16 protein-coding genes are annotated in these 24,875 nt (G+C 40.5%); 10 read left to right on the top strand and 6 right to left on the bottom strand.

The annotated features are described in order from the left end of the window. Window positions 1–124: 124 nt before the first annotated feature. From C727_RS0114800 to C727_RS0114785, 4 genes are all read right to left on the bottom strand, one after another. A complete protein-coding gene (locus C727_RS0114800) occupies window positions 125–3,049 on the bottom strand; it encodes a TonB-dependent receptor (RefSeq protein ID WP_420196323.1) in 2,925 nt (974 codons plus the stop codon). A gap of 426 nt (window positions 3,050–3,475) precedes the next feature. After that, a complete protein-coding gene (locus tag C727_RS0114795) occupies window positions 3,476–6,214 on the bottom strand; it encodes a hypothetical protein (protein ID WP_017446427.1) in 2,739 nt (912 codons plus the stop codon). A gap of 358 nt (window positions 6,215–6,572) precedes the next feature. Continuing rightward, window positions 6,573–7,868, bottom strand: a complete 1,296-nt coding sequence (locus C727_RS0114790) for an MFS transporter (protein WP_017446426.1) — start codon at window positions 7,866–7,868, stop codon at window positions 6,573–6,575. A 356-nt stretch (window positions 7,869–8,224) separates the two neighbouring features. Continuing rightward, window positions 8,225–9,328 (bottom strand): polysaccharide lyase family 7 protein, encoded by a 1,104-nt coding sequence (locus C727_RS0114785; protein ID WP_017446425.1) that lies wholly within the window; start codon window positions 9,326–9,328, stop codon window positions 8,225–8,227. Between the two features lie 374 nt (window positions 9,329–9,702). On the opposite strand from C727_RS0114785, the gene C727_RS0114780 reads away from it, so the two are divergent. Then, window positions 9,703–10,452, top strand: coding sequence for an SDR family NAD(P)-dependent oxidoreductase (locus C727_RS0114780; protein ID WP_017446424.1), 750 nt, complete (start codon window positions 9,703–9,705; stop codon window positions 10,450–10,452). Between the two features lie 47 nt (window positions 10,453–10,499). Here C727_RS0114780 and C727_RS0114775 read toward each other — a convergent pair whose 3' ends face one another. Continuing rightward, the gene (locus C727_RS0114775) at window positions 10,500–11,243 is read right to left on the bottom strand and encodes a FadR/GntR family transcriptional regulator (protein WP_017446423.1); all 744 of its coding nucleotides are present in this window, start codon (window positions 11,241–11,243) and stop codon (window positions 10,500–10,502) included. A gap of 432 nt (window positions 11,244–11,675) precedes the next feature. Here C727_RS0114775 and C727_RS0114770 point away from each other — a divergent pair, with 432 nt between their 5' ends. The 9 genes from C727_RS0114770 to C727_RS0114730 all read left to right on the top strand — a co-directional run bounded on the left by C727_RS0114770 (window position 11,676) and on the right by C727_RS0114730 (window position 23,391). Further along, window positions 11,676–13,922 (top strand): polysaccharide lyase 6 family protein, encoded by a 2,247-nt coding sequence (locus C727_RS0114770; protein ID WP_017446422.1) that lies wholly within the window; start codon window positions 11,676–11,678, stop codon window positions 13,920–13,922. Window positions 13,923–13,981: 59 nt separating this feature from the next. Continuing rightward, complete coding sequence (locus C727_RS0114765) at window positions 13,982–14,923, top strand: sugar kinase (RefSeq protein WP_026052745.1); 942 nt, start codon at window positions 13,982–13,984, stop codon at window positions 14,921–14,923. A gap of 90 nt (window positions 14,924–15,013) precedes the next feature. Continuing rightward, window positions 15,014–15,787, top strand: a complete 774-nt coding sequence (tpiA, locus tag C727_RS0114760; RefSeq protein WP_017446420.1) for a triose-phosphate isomerase — start codon at window positions 15,014–15,016, stop codon at window positions 15,785–15,787. 24 nt (window positions 15,788–15,811) lie between these two features. Further along, window positions 15,812–16,900, top strand: a complete 1,089-nt coding sequence (gene fbaA, locus C727_RS0114755; protein WP_017446419.1) for a class II fructose-bisphosphate aldolase — start codon at window positions 15,812–15,814, stop codon at window positions 16,898–16,900. Next, the gene (locus tag C727_RS0114750; protein ID WP_017446418.1) at window positions 16,897–17,862 is read left to right on the top strand and encodes a class 1 fructose-bisphosphatase; all 966 of its coding nucleotides are present in this window, start codon (window positions 16,897–16,899) and stop codon (window positions 17,860–17,862) included. Before fbaA ends, C727_RS0114750 begins: the two co-directional genes overlap by 4 nt. A 136-nt stretch (window positions 17,863–17,998) precedes the next feature. Further along, window positions 17,999–18,862: a type 2 periplasmic-binding domain-containing protein gene (locus C727_RS0114745; RefSeq protein ID WP_017446417.1), complete on the top strand. Its 864-nt coding sequence runs from the start codon at window positions 17,999–18,001 to the stop codon at window positions 18,860–18,862. Window positions 18,863–18,968: 106 nt separating this feature from the next. Beyond that, entirely contained in the window at window positions 18,969–19,715 is a 747-nt protein-coding gene (locus C727_RS0114740; protein ID WP_017446416.1) for a glucosaminidase domain-containing protein, read from the top strand. A gap of 72 nt (window positions 19,716–19,787) precedes the next feature. Next, complete coding sequence (locus tag C727_RS0114735; RefSeq protein ID WP_017446415.1) at window positions 19,788–20,552, top strand: divergent polysaccharide deacetylase family protein; 765 nt, start codon at window positions 19,788–19,790, stop codon at window positions 20,550–20,552. 10 nt (window positions 20,553–20,562) lie between these two features. Further along, complete coding sequence (locus C727_RS0114730; protein WP_017446414.1) at window positions 20,563–23,391, top strand: insulinase family protein; 2,829 nt, start codon at window positions 20,563–20,565, stop codon at window positions 23,389–23,391. A 67-nt stretch (window positions 23,392–23,458) separates the two neighbouring features. Here C727_RS0114730 and C727_RS0114725 read toward each other — a convergent pair whose 3' ends face one another. Next, on the bottom strand, window positions 23,459–24,874 hold the full coding sequence (locus C727_RS0114725; RefSeq protein WP_017446413.1) for an FAD-dependent oxidoreductase: 1,416 nt from the start codon (window positions 24,872–24,874) through the stop codon (window positions 23,459–23,461). Window position 24,875: the final 1 nt, after the last annotated feature.

Genomic DNA, 24,875 nt, shown 5'->3' with positions numbered 1-24,875 from the left:
GAATGCTATGCATTTTCGCATGATCTTTAAATAATCTGCTCGGAAAACACCGCTAAAACTAAAAAAAACGCCCAACCGCGGGGAGTGCGTTTGGGCGTTTTTAGTAAACTCAGTTAATTACTAATTAGTATTTTAAGCTAATACCAGCGAATAAACGTGGGCCATAATCATTGATTTCGCCAAGGTTGTCTTGAACGAAGAAATCTTGAGATTTAGGTGCGCTGAAAATGTTTAGCGCTTCTACTTTGACTCGGATATTGCTGTTTACTTTATAAGATGCACGAACTTCCCAAACACCTACCTCGTCAACATAGCGCAAACGAGTACCATTGCTGGTATAAGGTTGGAAGTACTCACTGCGATATTTGTAAATGACCGCTGTGTCTAAGTCACCAATTTGATAATACAATTGTCCGCTTAATACGTGTTCAGAAAAACCAGGCACTGAAGCTGGAGGGACAATGCCATCAGTTAATTGAGTGGTATTGCCATTTACGTCAGTGATAAAAGTATCGCCATATAAACTATCTTCAAATTCAAAGTCTGTATCAGCATAGTTGTAACCAATCTTCATACCAATACCATTGTCCCAACGGTATGAAAAAGAGGCTTCTAGACCATAGATATCACTTTCATTGTCCGTTGTTACCGAGTTGGTTACTGGTAATGTGACTGTATCATCGCCAATAACATAATCTTCAAGTGTTGTTTGTTGCTGAAAACCACCTTGGAACTGCTTGTAGTATAAACTAAAGGCCAAGATTGAATCTTCGTTTGGATACCATTCTAATGCTAAATCATAGTTCCAAGACATCAGTGGCTGAGTGTCTGGGTTACCAGAACCATTAACCGACAATAGCTCGTCTAATGAGGTTGCAATAGAATCATCGTCAGTTTCAAACTCTCGGCTGTACCCCATATCCCCCGGTTCAGCTCTAGACATACCGCGATAGACACCGGCACGCAATAAAATATCATCGCTGTAGTCAACAACTAAGTTAAAGCTAGGTAATACTTCAGTGTAACCACCGCCACTTTGAATGCGTTCTAGGCTACCTTCAATTTCGTTTAACTTGTATTGACCTGTTACATCGTCAATTTCTACTTCGTATGCTGATCTAAAACCAACCGAGGTGACCTCTGTATCAACAACACGCACGCCGAAGTTACCGCGAATAAATTTACCAAACATTTCAGTATCATAGTTTGCCATCACATAAGCGGCATTGGTTCGTTCTGTTACATCTATGGTGCCAGCATCTTCATATTCGACGTCTGGGTAGGCATAATCTTCACCTAAAACGTTAGCAACTGACTGAGAAAAACAGTTATTGTCATAAGTCGCCCAAGAAGAGCCCGTACCGCTTTCGATAACGTTGCCATTGCTGTCGATATGAGTAATTAGATTGCCATCAGCAACACTGCTTAAAAAATCAGTTTCCGGGAAATCGATCTGGCAATTTTGCAAAATGCCTAAAGCATCTGCTGAAGAGCTTGGCAGAGCATATTCAGTTCGAGAGCCATTACCTTGGTTACCGCCATACTGGACAAATGTCATTTCTGAAGCACGTAACCCACCTTGAATGCTAGTGATCACATCACCAGGCAAAATGTAGTCAAAATCTAACCGAGCGCCGACCACTTCATTAACACGTGAGTTTTCTCTATCCAGACGAGATCGTAAGCTATCTGTAAAATTAGAGATATCCGTTAGGTCAATATCTGTTACCGTAAAATGCGGTATGGTTTCACCCATATCCCAGCTAAAGAATGGACGGTCAGAAGTGCGGCCTCGGTTTGAGATTTGTAATTCTTCACGTTTAGTCTGCGAAAATGCTAAATCTGCGCTGATGGTTAAATCACGAGAGTATTTATGTTCAACATTGATGCCATAGCCTTTGTAATTTTCTTCTCGGCTAAACTGTTCACCAGCAGACTCTATTCTTTCGTTGCCTTCCCAATGTAAGATACCGCCAACGCTATTGGTGACTAGGGTTGGTCCAGTGATACCTGGTGTTACGCGTTTTTGTAAAAATACTAAGTCGTGCCGCGCTTCTTTCTGCACACGGTCTGAGATCTGCATATCAAGATTGATATCCCAGTCTAATGCTGGTTGATATTGAACTGCAAAAAATAAAGCATCACGCTCGTCTGATGTTTCGTTTTGACGGAAACTACGGCTGCTGCCGGTCCAAGCATATGGCGTACCAGCACTTTCGGCTTTACCCGTTGCCGGATCTATAGTTGGTTGATAGCCTTGGTTACTATCGCCACTTACTTGGTCTTCACAATCACCCGCTGAGCTACGGTAAAAACCTTCGTTCGTATTAGTGGGATCATTTAAACATGCCCATAATGACGAACCAGATGGGCTAGAGCTACGATATTCTGCTTCTGGCTGGCTGATGTCTTGGCGCTGAACACCGACTGATATACCAACAGCTTGGCCATTATCAAACTCGAACTGGTCAACATAACTGACAGTACCACGGTAACCTAAGTCACTGGATAGAGAGTTTTCAACATTACCAGCATCAGGGTTGTAGTTTAATTTTAGTTCACCTTGAACTCGCTGTTTACCAAAATCAAGCGGGCGAACAGTCTCTAGAGTGATCACACCGGCAACGCCCCCCTCAATCATTGAGGCATCTTGAGTTTTATAAATTGCGACTTTTTTAACTAATTCAGACGGGAACTGAGAAAAATTTACCGAGCGGTCACCGCTACCATTGGTCGCTTCCCGACCATTGATGTGTGTTGCGCTTAAAAAAGGACCTAGACCACGAATAGTGATTTCTGTCGCGCCACCGTTTTCACGGTGTGATGCCGCACCCGTAATAGATTCTAGCGCTTCACCAATAGATAGTGCAGGTAATTCACCAATATCATCAGAAGAAAGACCATCTACGACAGTTGTTGCTTCACGTTTAATGGCAATCTGATCTTGAATGGTTTTACGTGTACCTACAACACCGATAACTTCAACATCTTCTTGTGCTTCGGCACCTGCGTCTTGTGCTTGGGCGACAAATGAAAACGAACTAGCCATACTTGCCAATAAAGCCGTTTTAACCCATTTAGACACAGGTTTTAAAGATCTTTGATTGGTTGCCGACACAGTTGAGTCGGTGTCTTGTATTTCTCTATATCTCAATGACATATCGAGGTCCCCGTTAGTTGTTTATCTATACTTAGATTTGTGTGTGACATGTTGTTGTTATGTTACACATATATTTATCATTTAATATACTTGTATATAACCAATGGGTCAACCAGATTGTAAGTTAAATTTTTGGTTTTTTTATGTGTTTTTGTCTTATTGTTTTGTGTGGTTTTGTAAGTCGAATTGTTTTCGGGCGGGAATGATTGATTTTATGATATTTTTTGATGATTCTAGGGCTTTTATACTCCTTTTTTTGTCAGACAGGTTATGGGGCCTTTCGATAAGGCCCCAATAACATGTTTAGAAGTTTATTTAGTTGTTAGACATAGTCCAAGTTGAACCAGCACCTACATCGGATTCGTTGATGTAGTACAAACCTTTAGCGCCTGCGGCAGCCTGAGCGCCATTCGCATCGGTTTCAACTAAACCATTGTTTGCGGTTACAAGTTCTGGAACTTCTTTCCCATTATCAGCTGGATTCTGATCGATGGCACCATCGGTATCGAATGCTCCATTTCCATTTGCATTTGTTTCCAATACTTCGTTTGTATCCCAAGCGGCTTTAGCATCACCATGGTAATAACTGTCGGTAAACCCGAAGTTATTGGTAAAGCTAGAGTTGCCACGATCGACAAGATCACAATCATATTCGAACGCATGATCACTGCTGATATCTTCTGAATCAAATGCTAAACCTTGAGTGGCTGAATTTTCATTTAAGCCGTTGGCAATTAGGTTTGCGTCAAAATTGATTTTGAAAAAGTTCCAGCTAATCGCAAACAGTTCTGGTGCGAGTGCCGCGGTTAGCTCATCACAGTCGCCCACCGGCGCTTTAGAACCGATTTCAGTGCTAAATACAATTGGTTGCACAGAGTTCAGTATAGTGTTGTTAGTCACTGTTAAAGTGAAGTCACCGGCACTATCTAAAACGGCCTGGTTACCTGAGTTTGGAACACCGCCATCAGCCTGAGATAGTGGGTTTGCAGTAAATACAATACCACCCGCTTCTTTATTGCTAGAACGAATACCAGCAATGTAGTTATTACTAATAGTATGTCCAAACGGGGTTGCCAAAATACCCGCTGGTCTGTCATCAGTGTCAGCAATGTTTGTTGTGCGTATAATGATGTTGTCACTGACATTGTTAAAGCCACCATCTTCTAGTGAAATACCGCCATTAGTATCAATGATTGTATTCCCATAGATTTGTGCATTTGAAGTCTGAACACGCATCATACGACGGCCCGTGACTACTCCTTCAACTCTGTTATAGCGAATAGTAAAGTTGGCGTTATTTGCTGCATCTGTACCTGTTGTACTACCTACATTAAATAAGTGTAAACTAGAGTTACTATAGTTGGGGTTCGCATCGGTGCCTTTAAACAAATTATATTGAATAACATGATCCGAACTTGAAGAAGACATCTTAATGATAGAGCCAGCAGTTGCATGGTCTCGATCAGTAAAGGTGTTGCGTTCAACCAATGCAGCAGACCCTTTCAACATCACCCATTGAGGGTCGCTTGTATTCAAATCACTTTGATCCCCACCCATGGTGTTGTGAGAGAATACAAAGTTCGCACCTTCAGAATATATAATTGCAGACTCTTCGGTCGCACAAGTTGAACCGGCTTTAGTATCTATGTTAGCAAAAGTGATACCTTGAATTTTAGCCCCATCTGTTTCACTTGTTACATGAATACAAAGATCGCCAGTGATGGTTGGAGATTCACCTTCTAGTGCTCTTAGTGTTGCAGATTTATCTATTGTGATAGCATCTAAATCAGCATATACATTGGTATTAAGACCAACAACCTGGCCGTTAAACAAGCCATTGCTTAACGTTGTGTTTAACTCATTAACATCATTGACTATGGTGGTATAAACAACAGAGGCAAGTTCATCTGTTACAGTCGCAGTAAATCCGTCGTCGTCTGTGTAATTCACGCTTACTGAGATGATTGCGCCAGCATGGTTGGTTGGGGTAAAGGTTTTGCTGGTTTCACCCGCGATAACTTGGCCATCGGCTGACCAAGTGTAACTAACATTGGCCTCTGTTACGCCATTATCGTCTGACAGTTCAGCGGTCAGTGGAGCATCCACTAGGTAAGGTGCTGTGCCCATAATGGTCACAGTGCCAGCCGCATCCACAAGTTTGTCAGTGACCGCCACAGTTGGCGCAGAAGTGTTATCTTCATCAAAGCCGTTTTCATCTGTGTAAATCACTTGAACGCTAATGGTTTCGCCTAAATAGGTATCTTCAACGACATAGTTAGCAGATGTTTCTCCGCTAATTGCTTGATCTCCTGCAAACCACTGGTAGCTTACACTAGTTGGCACGCCATCAGCGTCAGTAATTTCAGCCGTTAGGGTATTACCTACCGTTGGTGTGCCAGTAATATCTACAGTACCTTCAGTATTTTCTCGGGTAACGGCCGCAGTGGGCGCTGATGTTGGCGACTCATCAAAACCTCTAATGTCTTGATAAGTTGCTTGCACTGTAATCACCTCGCCAAAGTGCTCTTCGGTCAATGTTAGTTCTGAAGTCACTTCACCATCAATGCTGTTACTGCCGGCAAACCATTCATAACTAATTACTGTGGTATCATCAATACCGTTGTCGTCAGCCACATTCGCAGTTAACGTATTACCAATTACCGCTTCTCCACTGATGGTGACTGTCCCATCGAAAGGCACAGCCGCAACAGCTGTGGTTGGATCACTAATATGAGATTCGTTAGTGCCACCTTCATCGGTATACATAGCCTGCGCTGTGATCTCTTTACCAATGTGATCTTCGGTTAGGGTCAATGTATTAGAGTTCGCCCCTTCAATTACTGCACCATCTGCATACCAATAATAACTTACGCTCCCTGAGATACCATCTGGGTCTTCAACTGAAACCGTTAAGGTATCTCCATCTTTCGCGGTCCCTGTTAACGCGATAGAACCTAAGGTGTTTTGATTATTATCAGTGCTAGTATCTGTATCTATTGTACAGCCAGCCATTGCAGCGGCAATCGCACATAGGGCAAATGATTTAAGTTTCATAATGATGCCTATCTCCTAGTTGAAGAACATGTTTAGTTTAAATACCTTGTTGTTACCAATTTTCCTGAATTTAATTAACATCTACTAGGTGTTTTTTAAAACAGGTTTTCTTGTAATTGTTAACCTGATTGTTATATAAGCATATAAAGAGGTCATTTTCCACCTTTATTTAGCTAAAGTTATTAAATAATGTTAATTATATGTGCTTTTTAATGGCTATTTATGTGAGGTGTTACAGAGAAAACAGCTATGATAGGATCTTCGCAAGGGAATAGGTCAGGGGATTTTTTGTTATTTTTCAACTTTATGTCAGTGACTCTGTAAGCACAGGTTGTACTGTGCTTACAGACTATAACGATTAGGATTTTGGCTTAACCGGCTCTACTTTAGGGCATAAGAACCATATACTCGCCATCACAATAAAGGCAAGACATGCACCTATTACAAATACCACTGTATAATTGCCGTCGGCTGTTAATTGAGGAACCAAATAGATTAACAAACCTGCTGCAAGCTTGGCGGCCATGCCGGCAAAACCAGATAAAGTGCCAACCGTTTTACCGCTGAAAAGATCGCTCGGCAAGGTTTGTACATTACCGATTGAAGTCTGAAAGCCGAATAAAATGGTGGCCATAATTAATACTGCCGCCACTTCGTTCGCTGGATCTGCTAATAGAAGTAAAGCGGGTAGCATAATAAGGCAGCCCAATGAAATCACAAGTTTCCGTGTTTTATTAACAGACCAACCGGCTTTTAAACGATTCTGGGCTAATAAACCTCCAAACCAAGCACCCAGCATCGCACCAACATAAGGTACCCAACCGTAAATGGCTAAACCTTTAACGTCCATTTGGTACACTTCAACTAAATAGGTGGGGATCCAAACAATAAATAGCCACCAAATAGGATCTATTGCTGCAGTCGCAATGATAACGCCCCAGCTTTGTTTGTGTGATAATAATTGTTTTGTTGTTGGCAAATATTCAGCTTGGATAGAACCGTCGGCATTTTTTACTTCGTTCTTTTGCCCAGTTAAGATGTATTGACGTTCTTCTTCAGTGATCCATGGGTGCGAACCCGGTGGTGATTTAACTACAATCAACCAAGGAATTAACCATAACAACCCGGTACAGCCAACAATGACAAAAATTGCTTGCCAACTAAAAAATAAAGCTAAATAGGCAATTAAAGGAATAGAGATGATGCCACCAATCGCTGCACCTGAGTTAAAGATACCCTGAGCCAAAGCACGTTCTCGTGTTGGGAACCACTCAGCATTTGACTTTGCTGCACCTGGCCAGTTGCCAGCTTCAGAGACCCCTAAAATCGCACGAAAAATACTAAAAGTTAAAATACCTTGTGCAAACGCATGTAGAATAGTTGCTAATGACCAAATACCAATAGATAAAACAAAACCGATCCGGGTTCCAACCCAGTCAAATATTTTACCGAATAACGCCTGACCAAATGCATAGGCAAACAAGAAGACAATACTGATAATACCGTATACTTCTTTTAATTCTGCGTCCGTTTTTTCAGGATATATTTCCTTCCCCATAAAGGGCCATAGCACGCTTAACGATTGTCTATCGATATAGTTGATCACAGTTGCGAGTGCAACAAGTGTGATAACCCACCATCTCAAATTTTTCATATTTTTTTACCTTTAGCTGATGCAATTAAATTTGGTTTAACGCGTAAATTACGGATACATCCTAACTAATCCTAAGTGTTAAGCTTAGGTTATAAACCGCTTTGTTAGAGCTTTTTAGCTATTTAGTTATATTGCTATAGAGTAAACTTTTATAGCAAAACGAGCTTCATTAAAGAATGTAACCAATAAACCCTGCATTTGTCAACTCAGTGTTTAATTTTTGTATTACATGTTTGTGGTTTTTTGGTCTGACGATTGGTTGGTCTTGATATTTAGACACCTACGGGCTAAATGTTCTTAGGAGTGGCTTGGGCCTGTCCATCAAAAATTAAGTACAGGCCCTACTAAAAACTGATTTACTTAGCCATGGGGGCTTCAGAATCTGATAACTTCAATTTAGTAAAGGTTACTTGCACATAGTCACCATTCTTTTTATCAGTTTCCCAGTCTCCAGTACCTTTACAGGCTGCGTACCATCCACCAGGGGCATCTTTAGTGCTGCATTGGTTATAGGCGCCCGCTTTGAAATAATGCCAATCACCAGTATAACCAAGTTTATGGTCAAGTGGGTCTACTTGGCCATTTGCGTCAACATTATTGGCTAAATTTATAGAGTAATTCACGGTTGGTTTACCGTCAGCTGTAAAAGTTAAATGCATGATATCTTCATGTACATTAACAGTGTAGCTAAAAGTTTCGTCTAACTTTATACCTTCAGAACCAGGATCTGCCGAGTTTTCCCAAGTGTTTCCCCACACCGGGTAGGCAATATCGGTTCGGTTTTTGTCTTCTTTAGCGAGGTTGCGTTCGTACGTCCAAAATACTGAACCTGTGTCATGGTTAGGCCATTTTTTATAGTATATTTTTAATGGTTCGTTGCCATATCCAAATCCTAATCGAGTCGCAATCAAAGCAGGATCTTTACCAGCGTGAATTTGTCCAACAACAACTGAATAAGCAGGTGGTTTGTCTGGGTGTCCAGCTCGAGTCGCGACATGGTTAACCTTTAATGTCGCTTCAAGCTTGCCACCGACAGAGCCAAATCTTCGCGCCCATGGATGTGACGCCAAAGCAAAGTTATTTTGGGGCGCTTTAGTTTTTATTCTCAAGTTGCCGCCACGTATCATTTGACGTAATTCACTGCGAGTATTAGACGAGTTTGCCGATGTTGAAGCTTTGTTTGGGGCGGCAAAAACCATATGGCCATCTTCATTTAGATAAAAATAGTTAGGGTGGGCATACTCTTGGATTTCTTTTACATCAACCTCATCAACTTTACCATCGCCGTTGTCATCTAAGGGTAAGGTAATTTTCCAGTGGCTAAGATCAAATTGAGTGCCGGGAGCAGTCGCATTTTGACTACTCATTGAATTTTCAGGTTGGGTGCTACTGCAACTCGTTAAGAATAATGCACTAACACCGATAATACCGCTTAGGGTATTTAAAGAAAATTTAATCATAGCTGATCCTGTCTATTAAATTGTTTTACATTTGTTGTACTTTTTTAAAGTATTATTGTTAATTTGTCAAATCGGTTTTTTATTTATTGTCTGTTTGGTTTTTGTCTAATTGACAGATTTTTGTATATATTTAGGCTGTTTTTAAGTTCCTCGCACATCAGCATGATCGAGGTTAACTGCTGATAAATAGAAAAATTAATGAATTTCTAAAAAAAACTCTGTAATTTTTACCATTTTTTTACCAATTAAAAACTAATTTTTGTTATTTTTTACTTTTTGTTGGCTTGTCTCTTGTATTTATTTGTGTATGACACTAAATTTAATTTGTGTCATACATTTATGATTTGTTTAACCTTATTAATTGGAGATTTACAATGCAAGATATGCAAGGTAAAACCGCTATTGTGGCGGGTGGTGGACGGGATATTGGCAAAGCGTGTGCAGTAGAATTAGCTAAACGCGGTGCGAATATAGTGCTTACATACCATTCAAGTTCAGCATCTGCTGAGCAGGCCGTCAATGAAATAGAAAACTTAGGGGTACAAGCCTTAGCTCTGCAAGCTGATTTAACACAAGCTGATCAAGTTGATGCAGTGGTTAAAAAAGCGCTAGCGACTTTTGAAAAAATTGATTGTTTAATTCACGTTTCAGGTGGTTTAATTGATAGGGTAAAAATCTCTGAAATGTCTGATGAACATTGGCATAAAGTGATGGATGTCAATTTAACCTCGTTATTTATGATGACCCGTGCTTGTATTCCCCATATGCCAAAAGGGAGTAGTATAGTGACTTTTTCATCTCTTGCTGCCCGCGATGGCGGTGGTGGTGGGGCGGTTGCTTATGCAACTTCTAAAGGGGCTATTATGACTTTTACAAGAGGTTTAGCGAAAGAGTTAGGGCCAGATATTCGTGTCAACAGTTTATGTCCTGGGATTATCAGTACTGGGTTTCACGATACTTTCACCCCAGATGATATCCGCGAAAAAGTGGCGGGCATGACGGCTTTGAAGCGGGAAGGGTCTGCAGAGGAAGTCGCCAAAGCTGCGGCATTTTTAGCCTCTGATGAATCTTCTTACATTACCGGTGCCAATATAGATATTAATGCTGGATTATATTTTTCTTAAGTTGGTAAAACGGATTAAAATGTTAACTAAAAAAGGGGAACCCTTTTTTAGTTAACGCGACCAGTAACCACATGATCAAGCGAATATAAACCGCGGGTTTTTGTTGTTTGCTTTTTAATTTGCTCCAATGCTTTTGCTTCACTGGCTTCAAACAAAGCGTTAATTAAACGCTGAAAATGTTTATGCATTGCCGTGCGTGCGGCCCCTGCATCCCGCTCTTTTAACGCATTTAAAATTTCTCTATGCTCTTCTAATCGTTTTTGATTACTTTGGCTACAGATGTCTTTATAAGCTTCGGCTACTTCAGAGTTTGTTGTGCGGATTTTCCATAAGTTTTGAATCGAGTTGAGAATCGCATTGTTTTTTGTTGCTTTAGAGATAATTAAATGAAAATCTCTATCTGCTTGTTCAACATCTTGACCCAACTCCATCTGAATCATTGTTTGATCTAATGCCGTTAATTGTTCATCGGTAATATTAAATGCTGCTAGTGCCGCAGCTTCCCCTTCAAATAAAGCTCGAGCTTGCGTTAATTCAAACGCACTAATTACAACATTGGCTTCTTTGTCTTCGGCGTTTTCTAAAACATAAACCCCTGAACCCGACTTAACTTCGACTCGACCTCTGACTTCAAGTGCAATAATTGCTTCTCGAATTGTTGGTCGGCTAACATTATATGTTTCAACAAACTCCCGCTCAGGAGGGAGTCTAGAACCAGGCGTAAATTCGCCTGAGTCGATCCTTGATTCGATTTTATCGACGATGCTCCAAAACATTCTTTTGCTTTTCATTGTGAATACTCTTTTTTGCTGATTTAACCGCTAACTGTTAATTCTACCCTGAATTATGTATTTAACAAAGTCTGTTGTAAGACAATTTAAACAGAATTTAACTGAATTTTAATTCTAGCCTAAAAAAAATAAATTGTAAGTCAGTTTTTGTATTTTGTGTTTGACATCATCTTGAGTGTTTGGTTAGACTTGAATCTAATAATGTTACAAAACATAGTGCCAAACTCGTTTTAATTAGTTTTATAAGTCTATTTGTTAACATTTATTTTATAGCAAATATACATAATGAGTGGAAAATTAATTGTTTGTCATTATTTTTTTTTGCGTATCGTCAGAGTGATTTTTTAAATCCATCCGACAATGATGTGGAGCGCTAACAAATCGAAAGTAACTAAGTTTTAGTTATTTTTAATATTTTCATTAGGGGGAAAAATGAAAATTGCAAGTTCAGTTTATCTTAAAGGTGTTTTTGCAGGGGCATGTTTGTTGGGGTGGGGACCAACAGCCTATGCTGAAATTTACCAAGTGGCCGATCAAGCTCAATACAAAAAAATAAGTGAAAATTTACAACCCGGAGATGAAGTTGTTTTAAAAAATGGTGTTTGGAAAGATTTTGAAATCGTCTTCCGTGGCCAAGGGACCAAAGATGAACCAATTGTTTTAAGACCAGAGAATAACGGCGATGTTATTTTAACCGGCCAATCTAATTTACGCTTAGCTGGTGAACATTTGTTGGTCAAAGGGTTAGTTTTTAAAGAGGGATACACGCCAACCAGCGAAGTCATTTCGTTTCGGTATAATAATAAAGAGTTAGCTTATCATAGCCGAGTCACTGAAGTTGTGATCGATAACTACTCTAACCCTGATAAGTTTGAAACGGATTATTGGGTCGCTTTGTATGGCCAACATAACCGTTTCGATCATTCTTTTTTACGTGGTAAACGTAACAGAGGAGTAACCTTGGCCGTAAGGTTAAACTCAAGTGAAAGCCAGCAAAATCATCATCAAATTGACCATAACTATTTTGGCCCACGTCCGACTTTAGGTTCTAACGGTGGTGAAACGCTTAGGGTAGGCACAAGCCATTATTCGTTAACAGATTCTTATACCCGAATTGAAAATAACTATTTTGACCGCTGTAATGGTGAAGTCGAAATTATTAGCATTAAGTCAGGTAAAAATATTATAAAAAATAACCTGTTTTTTGAGTCAACGGGCACTTTAACCCTGCGTCACGGAAACCAAAATACGGTCGAATCAAATATCTTTTTTGGTAACGGGAAAGCTCATACAGGTGGTATCCGAGTGATTAATCAAGGCCAAAAAGTTGTTAATAATTACTTAGAAGGTTTAACCGGTTTTCGGTTTGGAAGTGGTTTAACTGTGATGAATGGTGTACCTAATTCACCAATTAATAGATACCATCAAGTTAAAGATGCTCTGATCCAAAACAATACATTAATCAATGTTGAAAATATTCATTTAGCTGCAGGCGCGGATAGCGAGCGAAGTGCCGCGCCAGTTGATTCGAACTTCAGTAAAAACCTAATTGTTAATCAATCCCAAACCTCTCCGTTCGAGATTTTTGATGATATTAGTGGAATCGAGTTTGCTGATAATTTAGTGAACTTCGATACTCAAGCATTTGGTCAAGGTTTTTCGCAAACCCAATACGCCCAGCTAAAAAGGGATAATAATGGGTTGTATTATTTGCCAGGTATTGAGCAAGGTGCTCGTATTGAACGTGTATTGCAGAAATCTGAAACCGGGCCTGCTTGGTATTCTAAAAAAGATCTCTTAAAGCCGTTAAACAGTGGCAAAAGTATTTCAGTAGCATCCGGCTCTAGCTTGGCCGACGTTATTGCGAGTGCCGATTCAGGGGATACTTTAGTGTTAGCTGCTGGCGATTACACAGTGAGCCGTATTTTACAATTAGATAAAGCCATTAGCATACGCGGCGAAAAAGGTGCTGAGGTTACCTTGTACCCGCAACGCGGTACTTTGTTTGAGATCCAAAACAAAGGGTCGTTGGCTTTATACAATTTAACGATCAATGGTGCTAAAAGCCCCGATTCTACAGGCAATGTGTTAATTCGCACCAAAAAATGGGGTATGTACTACAATTATAAATTATTGATGGATCAGGTGGATGTAAGGGATCTGGACGTGAATAAAGCCTTTGATTTTTTTGCTGCTGGGGCTCGCAGCCTAGCGGATGAAATTCGCATTACCAACAGTCGATTTAGCAATATTAGTGGCGGGGTTTTATTGCTTAATAAAGAGACAGATGATTTAGGTATATATAATGCTGAATACGTCACTTTAGAGAATAACCAGTTCAGCAAAGTACAAGATGTATTATTGGATTTATACCGAGGTGGCCGTGACGAAAGTACGTTTGGACCGCACCTTAGTTTTCAACACAATAAAGTTTTTCAAGTTGCAAACGGCAAACGTAACAAAACGAATGCGAGCTTGCGTTTACATGGTGTACAGCAAAGCTTGGTTGCTGAAAACCAGTTTGTCGACAGCGCAAAAATTGTTGTTGAACACACGGTTGGTGATCCTAACACTGTCATAAAAAACAATTTGTTCAAAAATACTGCAAAACCTGAAGTCAAAGAGTTGGTTTTTGAGCAAGCACCAACTGCAATACTTAATAATAATAGGGTTGAATAGAGGGTGACTGATCACTGGCTGTGGCGCTGCCACGGCCAGCAAAATTTGAAGGCAATGAAATGAAAAAACAAATCGCCTTGATGGGCGAATGTATGCTGGAGCTGAGTCGTTTAGATGCTGACACCCTAAAGCAAAATTTTGGCGGGGATGTATTTAATACAGCCGTTTATCTGAAACGAATTTTTGCAAACACAGAAACCAGTTTATTAACTTGTGTTGGGCAGGACGCATTAAGCGAGCAGATGTTGCAAGCGTTTGCAAACGAAGGACTCAATAATAAATTAGTCAGCCGAGATCAAAAGTTAATTCCCGGCGCTTATTTAATTAATACAGACGAAGCGGGTGAGCGAACTTTTGTTTATTGGCGCTCAGCGTCTGCAGCTCGTCAAGTCATACGTTATTTAGACGAAGCAGAGCTAAAACAACTTGATGAACTGGATATGTTCTTTTTTTCAGGCATTTCTTTGGCGATTTTACCGCACAGTGATAGGTATGAGTTTTTTCATATTTTAGCTCGGCTGAAAAAAGCCGGCGTTAAAATTGTATTTGATCCAAATTATCGTGCGCGTATGTGGCGCTCGGTTGATGATGCTAAAAATGCCTTTGAACAGGCTTTTTCAGTGGCTGACATCTTATTACCAGGCATTGACGATTTTAATCAACTATATCAGCTTAATAATGCCTCTGAAATTATGGCATTTTGCAAATATTATGAGTTTTCAGAATTAATAATTAAAGATGGTGCGCGTTCTGTCACTTGCGTCAGTGGTCGTGATATCCGTGAAGTTGACGTAACGCCAGCGGACACTGTTGTTGACTCGACGGCAGCCGGTGATTCTTTTAACGGTATTTATTTAGGTGCCCGTTTAAATGGCTTAGCTATCGAGCAAGCGGTTCAGTTAGCTAGTCAGGTTGCATCTTTAGTAGTGCAATATAAAGGTGCCATAGTGCCGAAACAAATATTTAATCAAGTCAGTTCTAAATTAACTGACATAAACTAGCTCCCCATAGGACCGGTTTTCCGGTCGTGCCTAAAGCCGACAAGGATGTTGCTTTATTTATAACTGTAAATTGAATAAAGGTATAAACAGATGCATACAAGAAGACCTATTATTATCGCAAACTGGAAGCTCAATGGCGGTTTAGATTTATTATGTACGTCGGTGGCTTCTTTTATAGGTAAACACCATGAGGCTGAAATTGTCGTCTGTCCTCCGTATATCTATATTCGAGAGATGCTTAATTTTTTACGTCATTCTGAAGTTTTTATTGGTAGTCAGAATGTCAGTAAGTTTGAATCAGGGGCTTATACAGGCGAAACATCAGCACAAATGTTAAAAGAGGCAGGATGCGAGTTTTGTTTAATTGGACATTCAGAGCGACGTTCAATGTTTCGCGAAAATAACGCCAGTTGTCAAATTAAAGTGGCTCGAGCCTTAGCAAACAAATTAACGCCAGTATTATGCATTGGTGAAAATGAAGAGCAAAGAGATAATCAGGTCACCAAAGATGTATTGACTCGTCAGTTGGAAGAGTCACTTGAAGGCATAGAGTTAACTGGGGATGATATATGTATCGCTTACGAACCGGTTTGGGCAATTGGCACAGGTAATGCGGCGTCGCCAGAAATAGCACAGGAAGTTCATCAATTTATTCGACAAGAGTTGACTTGTTTGTATGGCGCAGAAACGGCACAAAAAATTCGTTTGTTATACGGTGGCAGTGTAAATAAAAATAACGCAAAAGACTTACTTAGTCAGCAAGACATTGATGGACTATTAGTTGGCGGCGCCAGTTTAGACCCAGATCACTTTTTAGCGATTTGCCAGCAAGCCACTATTCAAGCAGAAGCTCAATTAGTTTAACAACAGGTTGCAAGGAGACAGACAATGACAGAACACACAAACAAATTTCCAGCAGGTGTTTTAACTGGTGATCAAGTAAGCGAATTATTTGGTTATGCTAAACAAGAAGGCTTTGCTTTACCCGCCGTAAATGTGGTGGGGACCAACTCAGTGAACGCGACGTTAGAAGCGGCTAAAAAAGCTAATTCTCCAGTGATTATCCAGTTTTCAAATGGTGGAGCTGGCTTTTTTATTGGCAAAGGTAGCCAACTTTCTTCGATTGATGCTGCGGTTGCCGGGGCCGTTGCCGGTGCACACTATGTGCATCAGGCGGCTAAGCTGTATGGCGTGCCGGTGATCTTGCATACGGACCATGCAGCAAAAAAATTGTTGCCTTGGATCGATGGTTTGTTAGATGCGGGTGAAGCTTATTTTGAGCAAACGGGTAAACCTTTATTTAGCTCTCATATGATTGATTTATCGGAAGAGTCATTAGAAGAAAATATTGAGATATGTGCTAATTATTTAGAACGTATGAGCCGCATTGGTATGACGTTAGAAATTGAATTAGGTTGTACTGGTGGTGAAGAAGATGGGGTTGATAATACAGGTATCGATAGTGCTTCTTTATATACCCAACCTGAAGATGTTGCGTATGCCTACGAAACCTTAAATCAAATTAGTGATAAATTCACCATTGCAGCTTCGTTTGGTAATGTACATGGAGTTTATAAGCCAGGTAATGTAAAACTAACGCCTGAAATACTTAAAAACTCACAAACCTATGTTAGCCAGAAATATGATTTACCACATAATAGTCTAAACTTTGTATTTCATGGCGGATCTGGCTCGTCATTATCAGATATCCGTGATGCGATAAATTACGGTGTCATAAAAATGAATATTGATACCGACACCCAATGGGCGACTTGGGCTGGTGTGAAAGATTATTACCAAGCTAACGAAGGGTACCTGCAAGGTCAGATAGGTAACCCTGATGGCGCCGATAAGCCAAACAAAAAGTACTATGATCCAAGAGTTTGGTTGCGAAAAGCAGAAGAAAGCATGGCCGCACGTTTAGCGACCACATTTGCTGATCTCAACTGCAATAATCGTCTGGAGGGACTTGAATGAAACGCTTAATACCCACGCTAAAAGGCGATAAGGTTGAGCTCGAACTATTAATGTTAGTTCGCACTATTTTAGCTGGCTGCAAAGAGATTGCTTTTCGAGTGAGCCAAGGCGCATTAGGGGATGTTTTAGGCTCAACGTTAGATGAAAACATACAGGGTGAACAACAAAAAAAATTGGATGTAATAGCCAATCAATTATTAAAAAGTATGTTGTTATCTGACGAAAATGTTCGTTCAATTGCATCAGAAGAAGAAGACTCAGTGGTGCCAGGTGCGGCTGATGGGCGTTTTATTGTTGCATTTGATCCCCTTGATGGTTCATCCAATATTGATATTAATGGTCAAATTGGCACTATTTTTACTGTATTTGCTGCACGCCCTGAATTAGCGGCAGATGATCCTGAGCAATTTAAACAAACAGGACGCAAACAGTTAGCGGCTGGGTATGTTCTGTATGGGCCATCGACTATGTTGATGTTAAACACGGGGGGCGCCACCCGCTGTTTCACTTTAGACCGAACTCATGGTGGTTTTCTGTTGACAAATGAAGCGGTTAGTATACCAAAACAAACAGCCGAGTTTTCAATCAACATGGCCAACTCAAGGTTCTGGTTCGAACCAACCACTAAATATATTGCTGAGTTACTGCAGGGAGAGGTGGGTCCTAGAAATAAACGCTTTAATATGCGTTGGAATGCGGCCATGGTCGGTGATATTCATCGTGTTTTATCGCGTGGTGGGATCTTTTTGTATCCAAAAGATAATCGTGATGCAGATAAACCAGCCAAATTGAGACTACTTTACGAAGCAATGCCAATGGCGATGTTGATTGAGGGGGCTGGTGGCAGTGCGTATGCCGAGTCTTCCGCTATTTTAGATATAGAACCAGATTCACTTCATCAGCGGGTGCCTGTTATTATGGGGTCTGCCGACGAAGTGGCCCACGCAGTAAGCTTTTATTAATAAATTCCAACTTAGATTCGCTCAAGGATGAGTGAACTGAGTATTTTTAATTGTATTGGTTATTTATTGAGTGTCGCTCACTTAATGTGAGCGACCTTTTAGCAACCGGGTCAATGGTGGCCTGTTGGAGTTAGATATGCGGTTATTTTACTGGCTAGTAAATATTATCTTAACATACACATTTTTTTGTCAAATAGCGTTGGCTGAAACAGTCATCCATCATAATAAAATAACTTCGGCGAAAGAGTCATACCAGCTTTCATTATTGAAGTTGGCGCTTTCTTATAGTGAGACAAACTATACTTTTAGTGAATCAAAACACTTTTTAAGCCAGAACAAACTATTAAACGATTTGGCGCAGGATAAAGTGAATGTTGCTTGGGTGGGGACTTCAAGTGAATACGAACAAGAATTTTCAGCTATCCGCATACCACTATTTAAAGGTTTATTGGGTTATCGGATCTTTTTAATTAGAGAAGATAAACAAGATGAATTTGATCAGGTAAAAACACTTAACCAACTTGCTCAATTACAAGCAGGTCAGGTGACCAGTTGGACTGACGCTAAAATCCTCAGTCAAGCAGGGTTGGATGTGGTTACGACCAATAAATATCCTAATTTGTTTTATATGCTAGAGGGAGGGCGCTTTGATTATCTTCCACGGAGCGTGTATTCGCCATGGGCCGAAATGGCTTCACACCCTGAGCTACCGCTGGCAGTCGAAAAAAATCTGATGATAGTGTATACCTTACCAGCTTACTTTTTTGTAAATAAAAACAACCATAAACTAAAAGATGATATCTATTCGGGTTTATTAAATGCCATTGAAGACGGTAGTTTTGATCGCTTCTTTTATAGTCATCCGCTTATTAAAGAGGGCTTAGAACAAAGTAAAATTAGCAACCGCAAGATATTTTTTATCGAAAATCCGTTTTTACCACCATTAACACCAACCGAGGATAAACGTTTATGGTTTGATGTTGGCGCTTATGCGCAATAGCTTCATAAAATAAGTCCCCACCTAAATCACTTAGTCAGTGGCACGAACTGGTATTTGAGTAGAGTTCAGCTAAAATGAATATTGTCTTAAGTCACTTGGAGAATTTATGTCGCTGTCTCGCAGCCAAATGTTAGCCATTTTAGTTGGGCTCTTTTTTATTTATTCGTTAATTTATCCTTTTGTAAAAAAAACACCTGAGGTTAGTTTTCCTCCCCCGCCTGATTTTAAATCTTTTGCCGCTGGTAGTGAGCGTAAAAACGCTTTTTTTGATTATTTCACACCGATTGTTGCACACCTCAATTCACAACTAATGCAAAAAAAAACAATTTTGATGGACTGGTCCTCGCGTAAAACGAATTTGTCATCCACTGAGATTGAGCAGTTAAATGCTTTAGCACATGAGTTCGATATTGAAGATTTTGATCGGAAGAATCCGATGCATTGGAAGATACTTGAGCGGCGTGTTGATATAGTCCCTTTATCTTTAACCCTGGCACAGGCAGCGAACGAAAGTGCTTGGGGCACCTCACGCTTTGCTCAGAAAGCCAATAACTATTTTGGTCAATGGTGTTTCAGTAAAGGTTGTGGATTAGTGCCCAGCGCCCGCGCGCAAGGTAAGTCTCATGAAGTTGCTGCTTTTAATAGCCCTCTTGAATCAGTGTATAGCTATATGATGAATATAAATACGCACAGAGCTTATACTGACCTACGCGTATTGAGAGAAAAATTAAGAGCGCGTCAGCAGCCAGTGACAGGTGTGAGTTTAGCCGCGGGTTTGAGTCGTTATTCCGAACGGGGTGAGGCATACATCAAAGAAATTAGAGCCATGATCCGGCATAACAAACTTGAATGAAAAGGCCAGTACCGTAATACACTTTAAATTTGTTAAACTGGTTTAAGTATCATTTTATTTCGGTCGTACAATTTGTTCCGTATTTTACTTGTTTTTGTTTGGAGTTTTATTAATCTGCTGCCCGCCGCTGCTCAAGCGGCTGGTACTTTGTCTATAATTATAGATGATGTTGGCTACCGAGCAACGGATACCCGCTTGTTACGGTTACCACATCAAATTACTTTAGCCTTGTTGCCTGCAACGCCCTATGCAAAAGAAATCGCCCAGTTAGCTAAAAAACAATCGCGTGCTGTCATGTTACACCTGCCAATGCAATCTAAGTCAGGTTATAAACCAGAACCCAATACGTTAACCTTGCAAATGACTCCTTTGCAACTGCAGCAAAATGTTCGAAAAGCCTTGGCTGATATTCCCGATTCAATCGGGATTAATAATCATATGGGAAGTCTCTTAACAGAAAATAGTTTGGCTATGTTGGCGGTGATGCAAGTACTAAAAGAGAAACAACTATTATTTGTTGATAGCAAAACCAGTCATAAATCAGTTGCATATCAAATTGCTAAAGATATTGGTGTGGAGGCCTATCAAAGGCACGTATTTTTAGACAATCTAAAACAAATAGATAAAATCAGACTGCAATTAGATAAAGCCATTCAACAAGCTAAAACGGGTAAGCAGGTTATCGCAATAGGTCACCCGTATCCGCAAACACTGACCGTACTTAACCATTATTTAACTCACCCTGATAAATTGCAAGGGGTGGTATTGCGCTCTATGGCTGAACTAAAACAGCCTCTTGTTAGTCGTAATACCATCTTAGAACAAGCCTCAAAATAAGGATAATAAAATGAAACCAATACATTCCGCTTGCTTGGCTGCATTGTCGCTGGCTGGCGTTTTATTGGCTTGCGCGCCTCAGCCTAAGTTGGCGGATGAGACGCAGCCGGCGGTCACTGAGCAGAAAAATATAATTATCACAAAAAGCCCAAAAGATACTCGAGAATATAGATACCTTGAATTAGACAACAAGATGCAGGTGGTTTTAATTTCAGATACTAATAGTCAACAGTCTGTTGCCTCTTTGTCTGTCGGGGTTGGCAGTTATCAAGATCCAGAAGAACTGCCTGGCTTAGCTCATTTTTTAGAGCATATGCTTTTTTTAGGCACAGAAAAATATCCGCAGCCTTCAGGTTTTTTTAAGTTTGTTGAGGGGCATGGCGGTTTCTCGAATGCATACACAGCCAAAGACCATACTAACTATTATTTTTCTATCCAAAGTACCGAGTTTGACGCCGCGCTCGATAGGTTTAGCGATTATTTTAAAGCACCCAACTTCAACCCCGAATACCTTGAAAAAGAACGCACAGCAGTCGATAACGAGTGGACTAAAGGCCGTCAGCAAGATGGTCGGATTATGCAGCGGGTCAGAGGGTTAACGGGTAACCCAGCTCACCCACTGAGTCGTATGAGTGTCGGCAATAAACAGACATTAACTGATCTGCCATCGGGCCGCTTATTAGACCATGTAAAAAGTTTTTACGAGCAAAATTATTCAGCCAATATTATGAAGTTAGTGGTCGCCGGAAATCAATCGCTTGATGAGTTAGAAGCTTTGGCTAAAAAACACTTTTCTGCGATTAAAAATCACCAAATTGAGCGCCCACACGTAGCTGAATCAGGTTATTCATCTGAGCAGCCAGCAAGTAAAATATTTTACCAACCACAGCAGCAGATGAGACTTTTATTGTTAGAGTTTCCAATCCCAGATAATCATGCTAACTGGCAACATAAAAGTAATTCATATATCCGCAACCTGTTAACCTCCGAAGATCCGGGTACTTTGGGTGATTATTTACGGAAACAAAATTTAGCTGTCTCTAGTACGGCTTATCTAGCACCAGGTTATTATGGTCCAGACGGCTTTGCACAAATCCAAATAGAATTAACTGAACAAGGTTTAGCGCAGCAAGATAAGATCATCGCTGCGGTGTTTGCTTATATTGAGTTAATCAAAAATCATGGTATTAGTGAAAGTGCTTATCAAGAGCTTGCGGCTATTGCTCAAGATGAGTTTGCCAACCGAGATAATGCTGGGCTGATGCAGACCGCTACCCATTTTTCTTCTGCGATGTTTGATTACCCAGCGGAACACTTAAATGATGCTGGCAAGCTGTTTGCAGGTTTAGATAAACAAGAAGTTAAAAAACTATTGGCGCATATGACTATTGACAATCTAAGGCTTTGGATTGTTGATGAAAATGCAAAAGTTGAGCATGAAATTCCATATTATAAAGGACGTTATGACAAACAAGTGATTAGCGAATCCGAAAAATTACAGTGGCAGAGAATGGCACAATCAATAAAACTCCAACTACCGAGTGAAAACCCATATTTTAGCCAACAAAAAAACCTGAACATTAAAGCCGAATATTTAGTCCCAACTCAGCTTTACCACCAAAACAACATCGATGCCTGGATCACTCATAGTAAAGGATTTCAGGACAATCAAGGATGGTTTGAACTTATTTTAAATACTGGTATCGGTGACCAAGATGCTCATCTAAAAGTCCTTAGTCGCGTATTTTTAAATATGTTTAATGATCACCTGATCGCGTTAAGAGATAAAGCGGGTCGCGCTGGCATTCAAATTAATATACTGCCTTACTGGGGAGGAAGCCTGAGAATTCAGCTGCAGGGGAAAAGTGATAAACATCCTCAACTGATGCAGCGTATCTTGCAAGAACTGGCTAGTTTTGAGCCGACATCAGAGCGCTTTTTGCAAACCTTGTCAGATTATAAAGACGAGCTAAATAACTATGCTTTAAAAACACCAGCTGAGCAAGCTGGGATTTTATTAACCCAGCTTAGCTATCAGGCTTTTACTTATCCGCAACTGTTGCAGGCGAGTGACTATGTTAAACTTAATATGATCCCCGCGTTTAAACAAACACTGCTTGAGCAAAGTCACAAGATGATATTTGCCTATGGGGCTTATAATCGTGAGCATATCTTAACCATTGTTGAACAAGTAAAACAGATACAAGGTACCCAAACTAAGGCTATCGCTCGTTATAAAAACCAGCTAATGCCCATTTATGCCGATAATCTGCTTAACTTTAAAGAGAAGATCAGTCATACAGACACTGCAGTACTGGAGGCTTATATCTCGCCTACCGCTTCATTAAAAGAGGCTTTATTACTGCAAGTTCTGAATAGCCGCTTTAAAAGTGCTTTTTTTAAGCAACTAAGAACAGAGGAGCAATTGGGCTATCAAGTGGCTAGCATGGCGTTTGATTATGATGACCATCCAGTGTTTGCAATGTTAGTACAAAGCAATCATGCTACTGACAGTCAACTAGTGCAGCGCTATCAGGCGTTTGTCGCCGACTTTCAAAAACAGTTAGCAGACATGACAGAGGCTGAGTTTAATCAACTTAAACAAGGGGTACTGAGTCGTTATTTGCAGCCACCGAATAGTCTTTATCAAGAGGCGTCGCCGATCGTAAACGATTATATTGAATCAAAACTCAGTTTTGACACTCGTGAGCGAAGTATAAAACTGTTGCAAGAGATGAAACTGTCTGAGTTAAAAGTATTATATCAAGATTTAATTGTAGGGGATCAGCGCACGCGTTTATTGATCCAATTACGTGGGCAAGGGCAGTCTCAAAAATAAAGTGGCTCTACTAAATTAAAAAAACCAGCCATTTGGCTGGTTTTTTCTGAGTGTTAAATGCAATTAATTATACTTGCAAATAATCCATAATGCCTTCAGCAGCCTTACGGCCTTCATCAATCGCGGTAACCACTAAATCGGCACCACGAACCATATCACCACCGGCAAAGATTTTTTCATTGCTGGTTTGATACTTGTATTCGCTTTCAGGCGAAGCAACAACACGGTCCCATTTATCTAAGTTAACCCCATAATCGGCTAACCAAGGGGCAGGGTTTGGTTGGAAACCAAATGCAATAACCACAGCGTCACAATCAATCACATGCTCAGATCCTGGCACCTGCTCTGCACGGCGACGACCATTTGCATCCGGTTCACCCATTTGTGTTTTTACAAACTTAACGCCGGTGGCTTTGCCATTTACATCTACTTCAATGCCGATAGGCTGGCGATTGAAGATAAATTCAACACCTTCTTCACGCGCGTTCTGAACTTCACGGCGTGAGCCAGGCATATTCGCTTCGTCACGACGGTATGCACAAGTGACTTCGCTCGCACCTTGACGGATAGAAGTACGCACACAGTCCATTGCAGTATCACCACCACCTAAAACGATGACACGCTTGCCATTCATGTCAATATATTCGTCAGCAGACTTTTCCAGACCGATTAAGCGATTTGTATTGGCGATTAAAAAAGGCAGCGCATCAAACACGCCGTTGGCATCTTCATTTTCAAAACCGCCTTTCATGTACTTGTATGTACCCATGCCTAAAAATACCGCATCGTACTCATCAACCAAAGTTTGAAACTGAATGTCTTTACCCACTTCGGTATTTAAAACAAACTCAACACCCATTTCTTCAAAGATTTGACGGCGAAGTTTGATGACGTCTTTTTCTAATTTAAACGCTGGGATACCAAAGGTTAATAAACCACCGATTTCTTCGTATTTATCGAATACAACAGGCGTTACCCCATTTCTAACCAATACGTCAGCGGCAGCTAAACCGGCAGGACCAGCGCCAACAATGGCCACACGTTTGTCGGTTTTAGTGACTTTAGACATATCCGGACGCCAGCCTTGTTTAAACGCTGTGTCAGTAATATATTTTTCTACCTGACCGATAGTTACCGCACCAAACTCATCGTTTAAGGTACAAGACCCTTCACATAAACGATCTTGAGGGCATACACGGCCACACACTTCAGGCAAGCTGTTGGTTTTATGTGACAGTTCCGCAGCTTCCCAAATACGTCCTTGGTTGGCTAGCTCTAGCCATTGTGGAATATAGTTGTGGACTGGGCATTTCCATTCACAATATGGGTTACCACAGTCCAAACAACGATCTGCTTGACCTTCAACTTGCTGGTCACTCATAGGTTCGTATATTTCAACAAACTCAATTTTACGCGTATCGATCGGCTTCTTTGGCGGGTCGATACGCTCTACATCCATAAATTGATATACGTTTTTGCTCATA

The sequence above is a fragment of the Gayadomonas joobiniege G7 genome (genome assembly GCF_000300815.1).
In the GTDB taxonomy this organism is placed as follows: Bacteria; Pseudomonadota; Gammaproteobacteria; order Enterobacterales; family Alteromonadaceae; genus Catenovulum; species Catenovulum joobiniege.
Note: the sequence above shows the minus strand (reverse complement) of the source record. Positions and strands in the feature narration are given on the sequence as shown.

Excerpts from the sequence above, each read along its gene's own strand:
- C727_RS0114785 (WP_017446425.1), bottom strand. The coding sequence starts at position 9,328 with ATGATTAAATTTTCTTTAAATACCCTAAGCGGTATTATCGGTGTTAGT.
- C727_RS0114800 (WP_420196323.1), bottom strand. The coding sequence starts at position 3,049 with ATGGCTAGTTCGTTTTCATTTGTCGCCCAAGCACAAGACGCAGGTGCC.
- C727_RS0114745 (WP_017446417.1), top strand. The coding sequence starts at position 17,999 with ATGCGGTTATTTTACTGGCTAGTAAATATTATCTTAACATACACATTT.
- C727_RS0114770 (WP_017446422.1), top strand. The coding sequence starts at position 11,676 with ATGAAAATTGCAAGTTCAGTTTATCTTAAAGGTGTTTTTGCAGGGGCA.
- C727_RS0114795 (WP_017446427.1), bottom strand. The coding sequence starts at position 6,214 with ATGAAACTTAAATCATTTGCCCTATGTGCGATTGCCGCTGCAATGGCT.
- C727_RS0114790 (WP_017446426.1), bottom strand. The coding sequence starts at position 7,868 with ATGAAAAATTTGAGATGGTGGGTTATCACACTTGTTGCACTCGCAACT.
- C727_RS0114725 (WP_017446413.1), bottom strand. The coding sequence starts at position 24,874 with ATGAGCAAAAACGTATATCAATTTATGGATGTAGAGCGTATCGACCCG.
- C727_RS0114730 (WP_017446414.1), top strand. The coding sequence starts at position 20,563 with ATGAAACCAATACATTCCGCTTGCTTGGCTGCATTGTCGCTGGCTGGC.
- C727_RS0114765 (WP_026052745.1), top strand. The coding sequence starts at position 13,982 with ATGAAAAAACAAATCGCCTTGATGGGCGAATGTATGCTGGAGCTGAGT.
- fbaA (WP_017446419.1), top strand. The coding sequence starts at position 15,812 with ATGACAGAACACACAAACAAATTTCCAGCAGGTGTTTTAACTGGTGAT.
- tpiA (WP_017446420.1), top strand. The coding sequence starts at position 15,014 with ATGCATACAAGAAGACCTATTATTATCGCAAACTGGAAGCTCAATGGC.
- C727_RS0114750 (WP_017446418.1), top strand. The coding sequence starts at position 16,897 with ATGAAACGCTTAATACCCACGCTAAAAGGCGATAAGGTTGAGCTCGAA.
- C727_RS0114780 (WP_017446424.1), top strand. The coding sequence starts at position 9,703 with ATGCAAGATATGCAAGGTAAAACCGCTATTGTGGCGGGTGGTGGACGG.
- C727_RS0114775 (WP_017446423.1), bottom strand. The coding sequence starts at position 11,243 with ATGAAAAGCAAAAGAATGTTTTGGAGCATCGTCGATAAAATCGAATCA.
- C727_RS0114740 (WP_017446416.1), top strand. The coding sequence starts at position 18,969 with ATGTCGCTGTCTCGCAGCCAAATGTTAGCCATTTTAGTTGGGCTCTTT.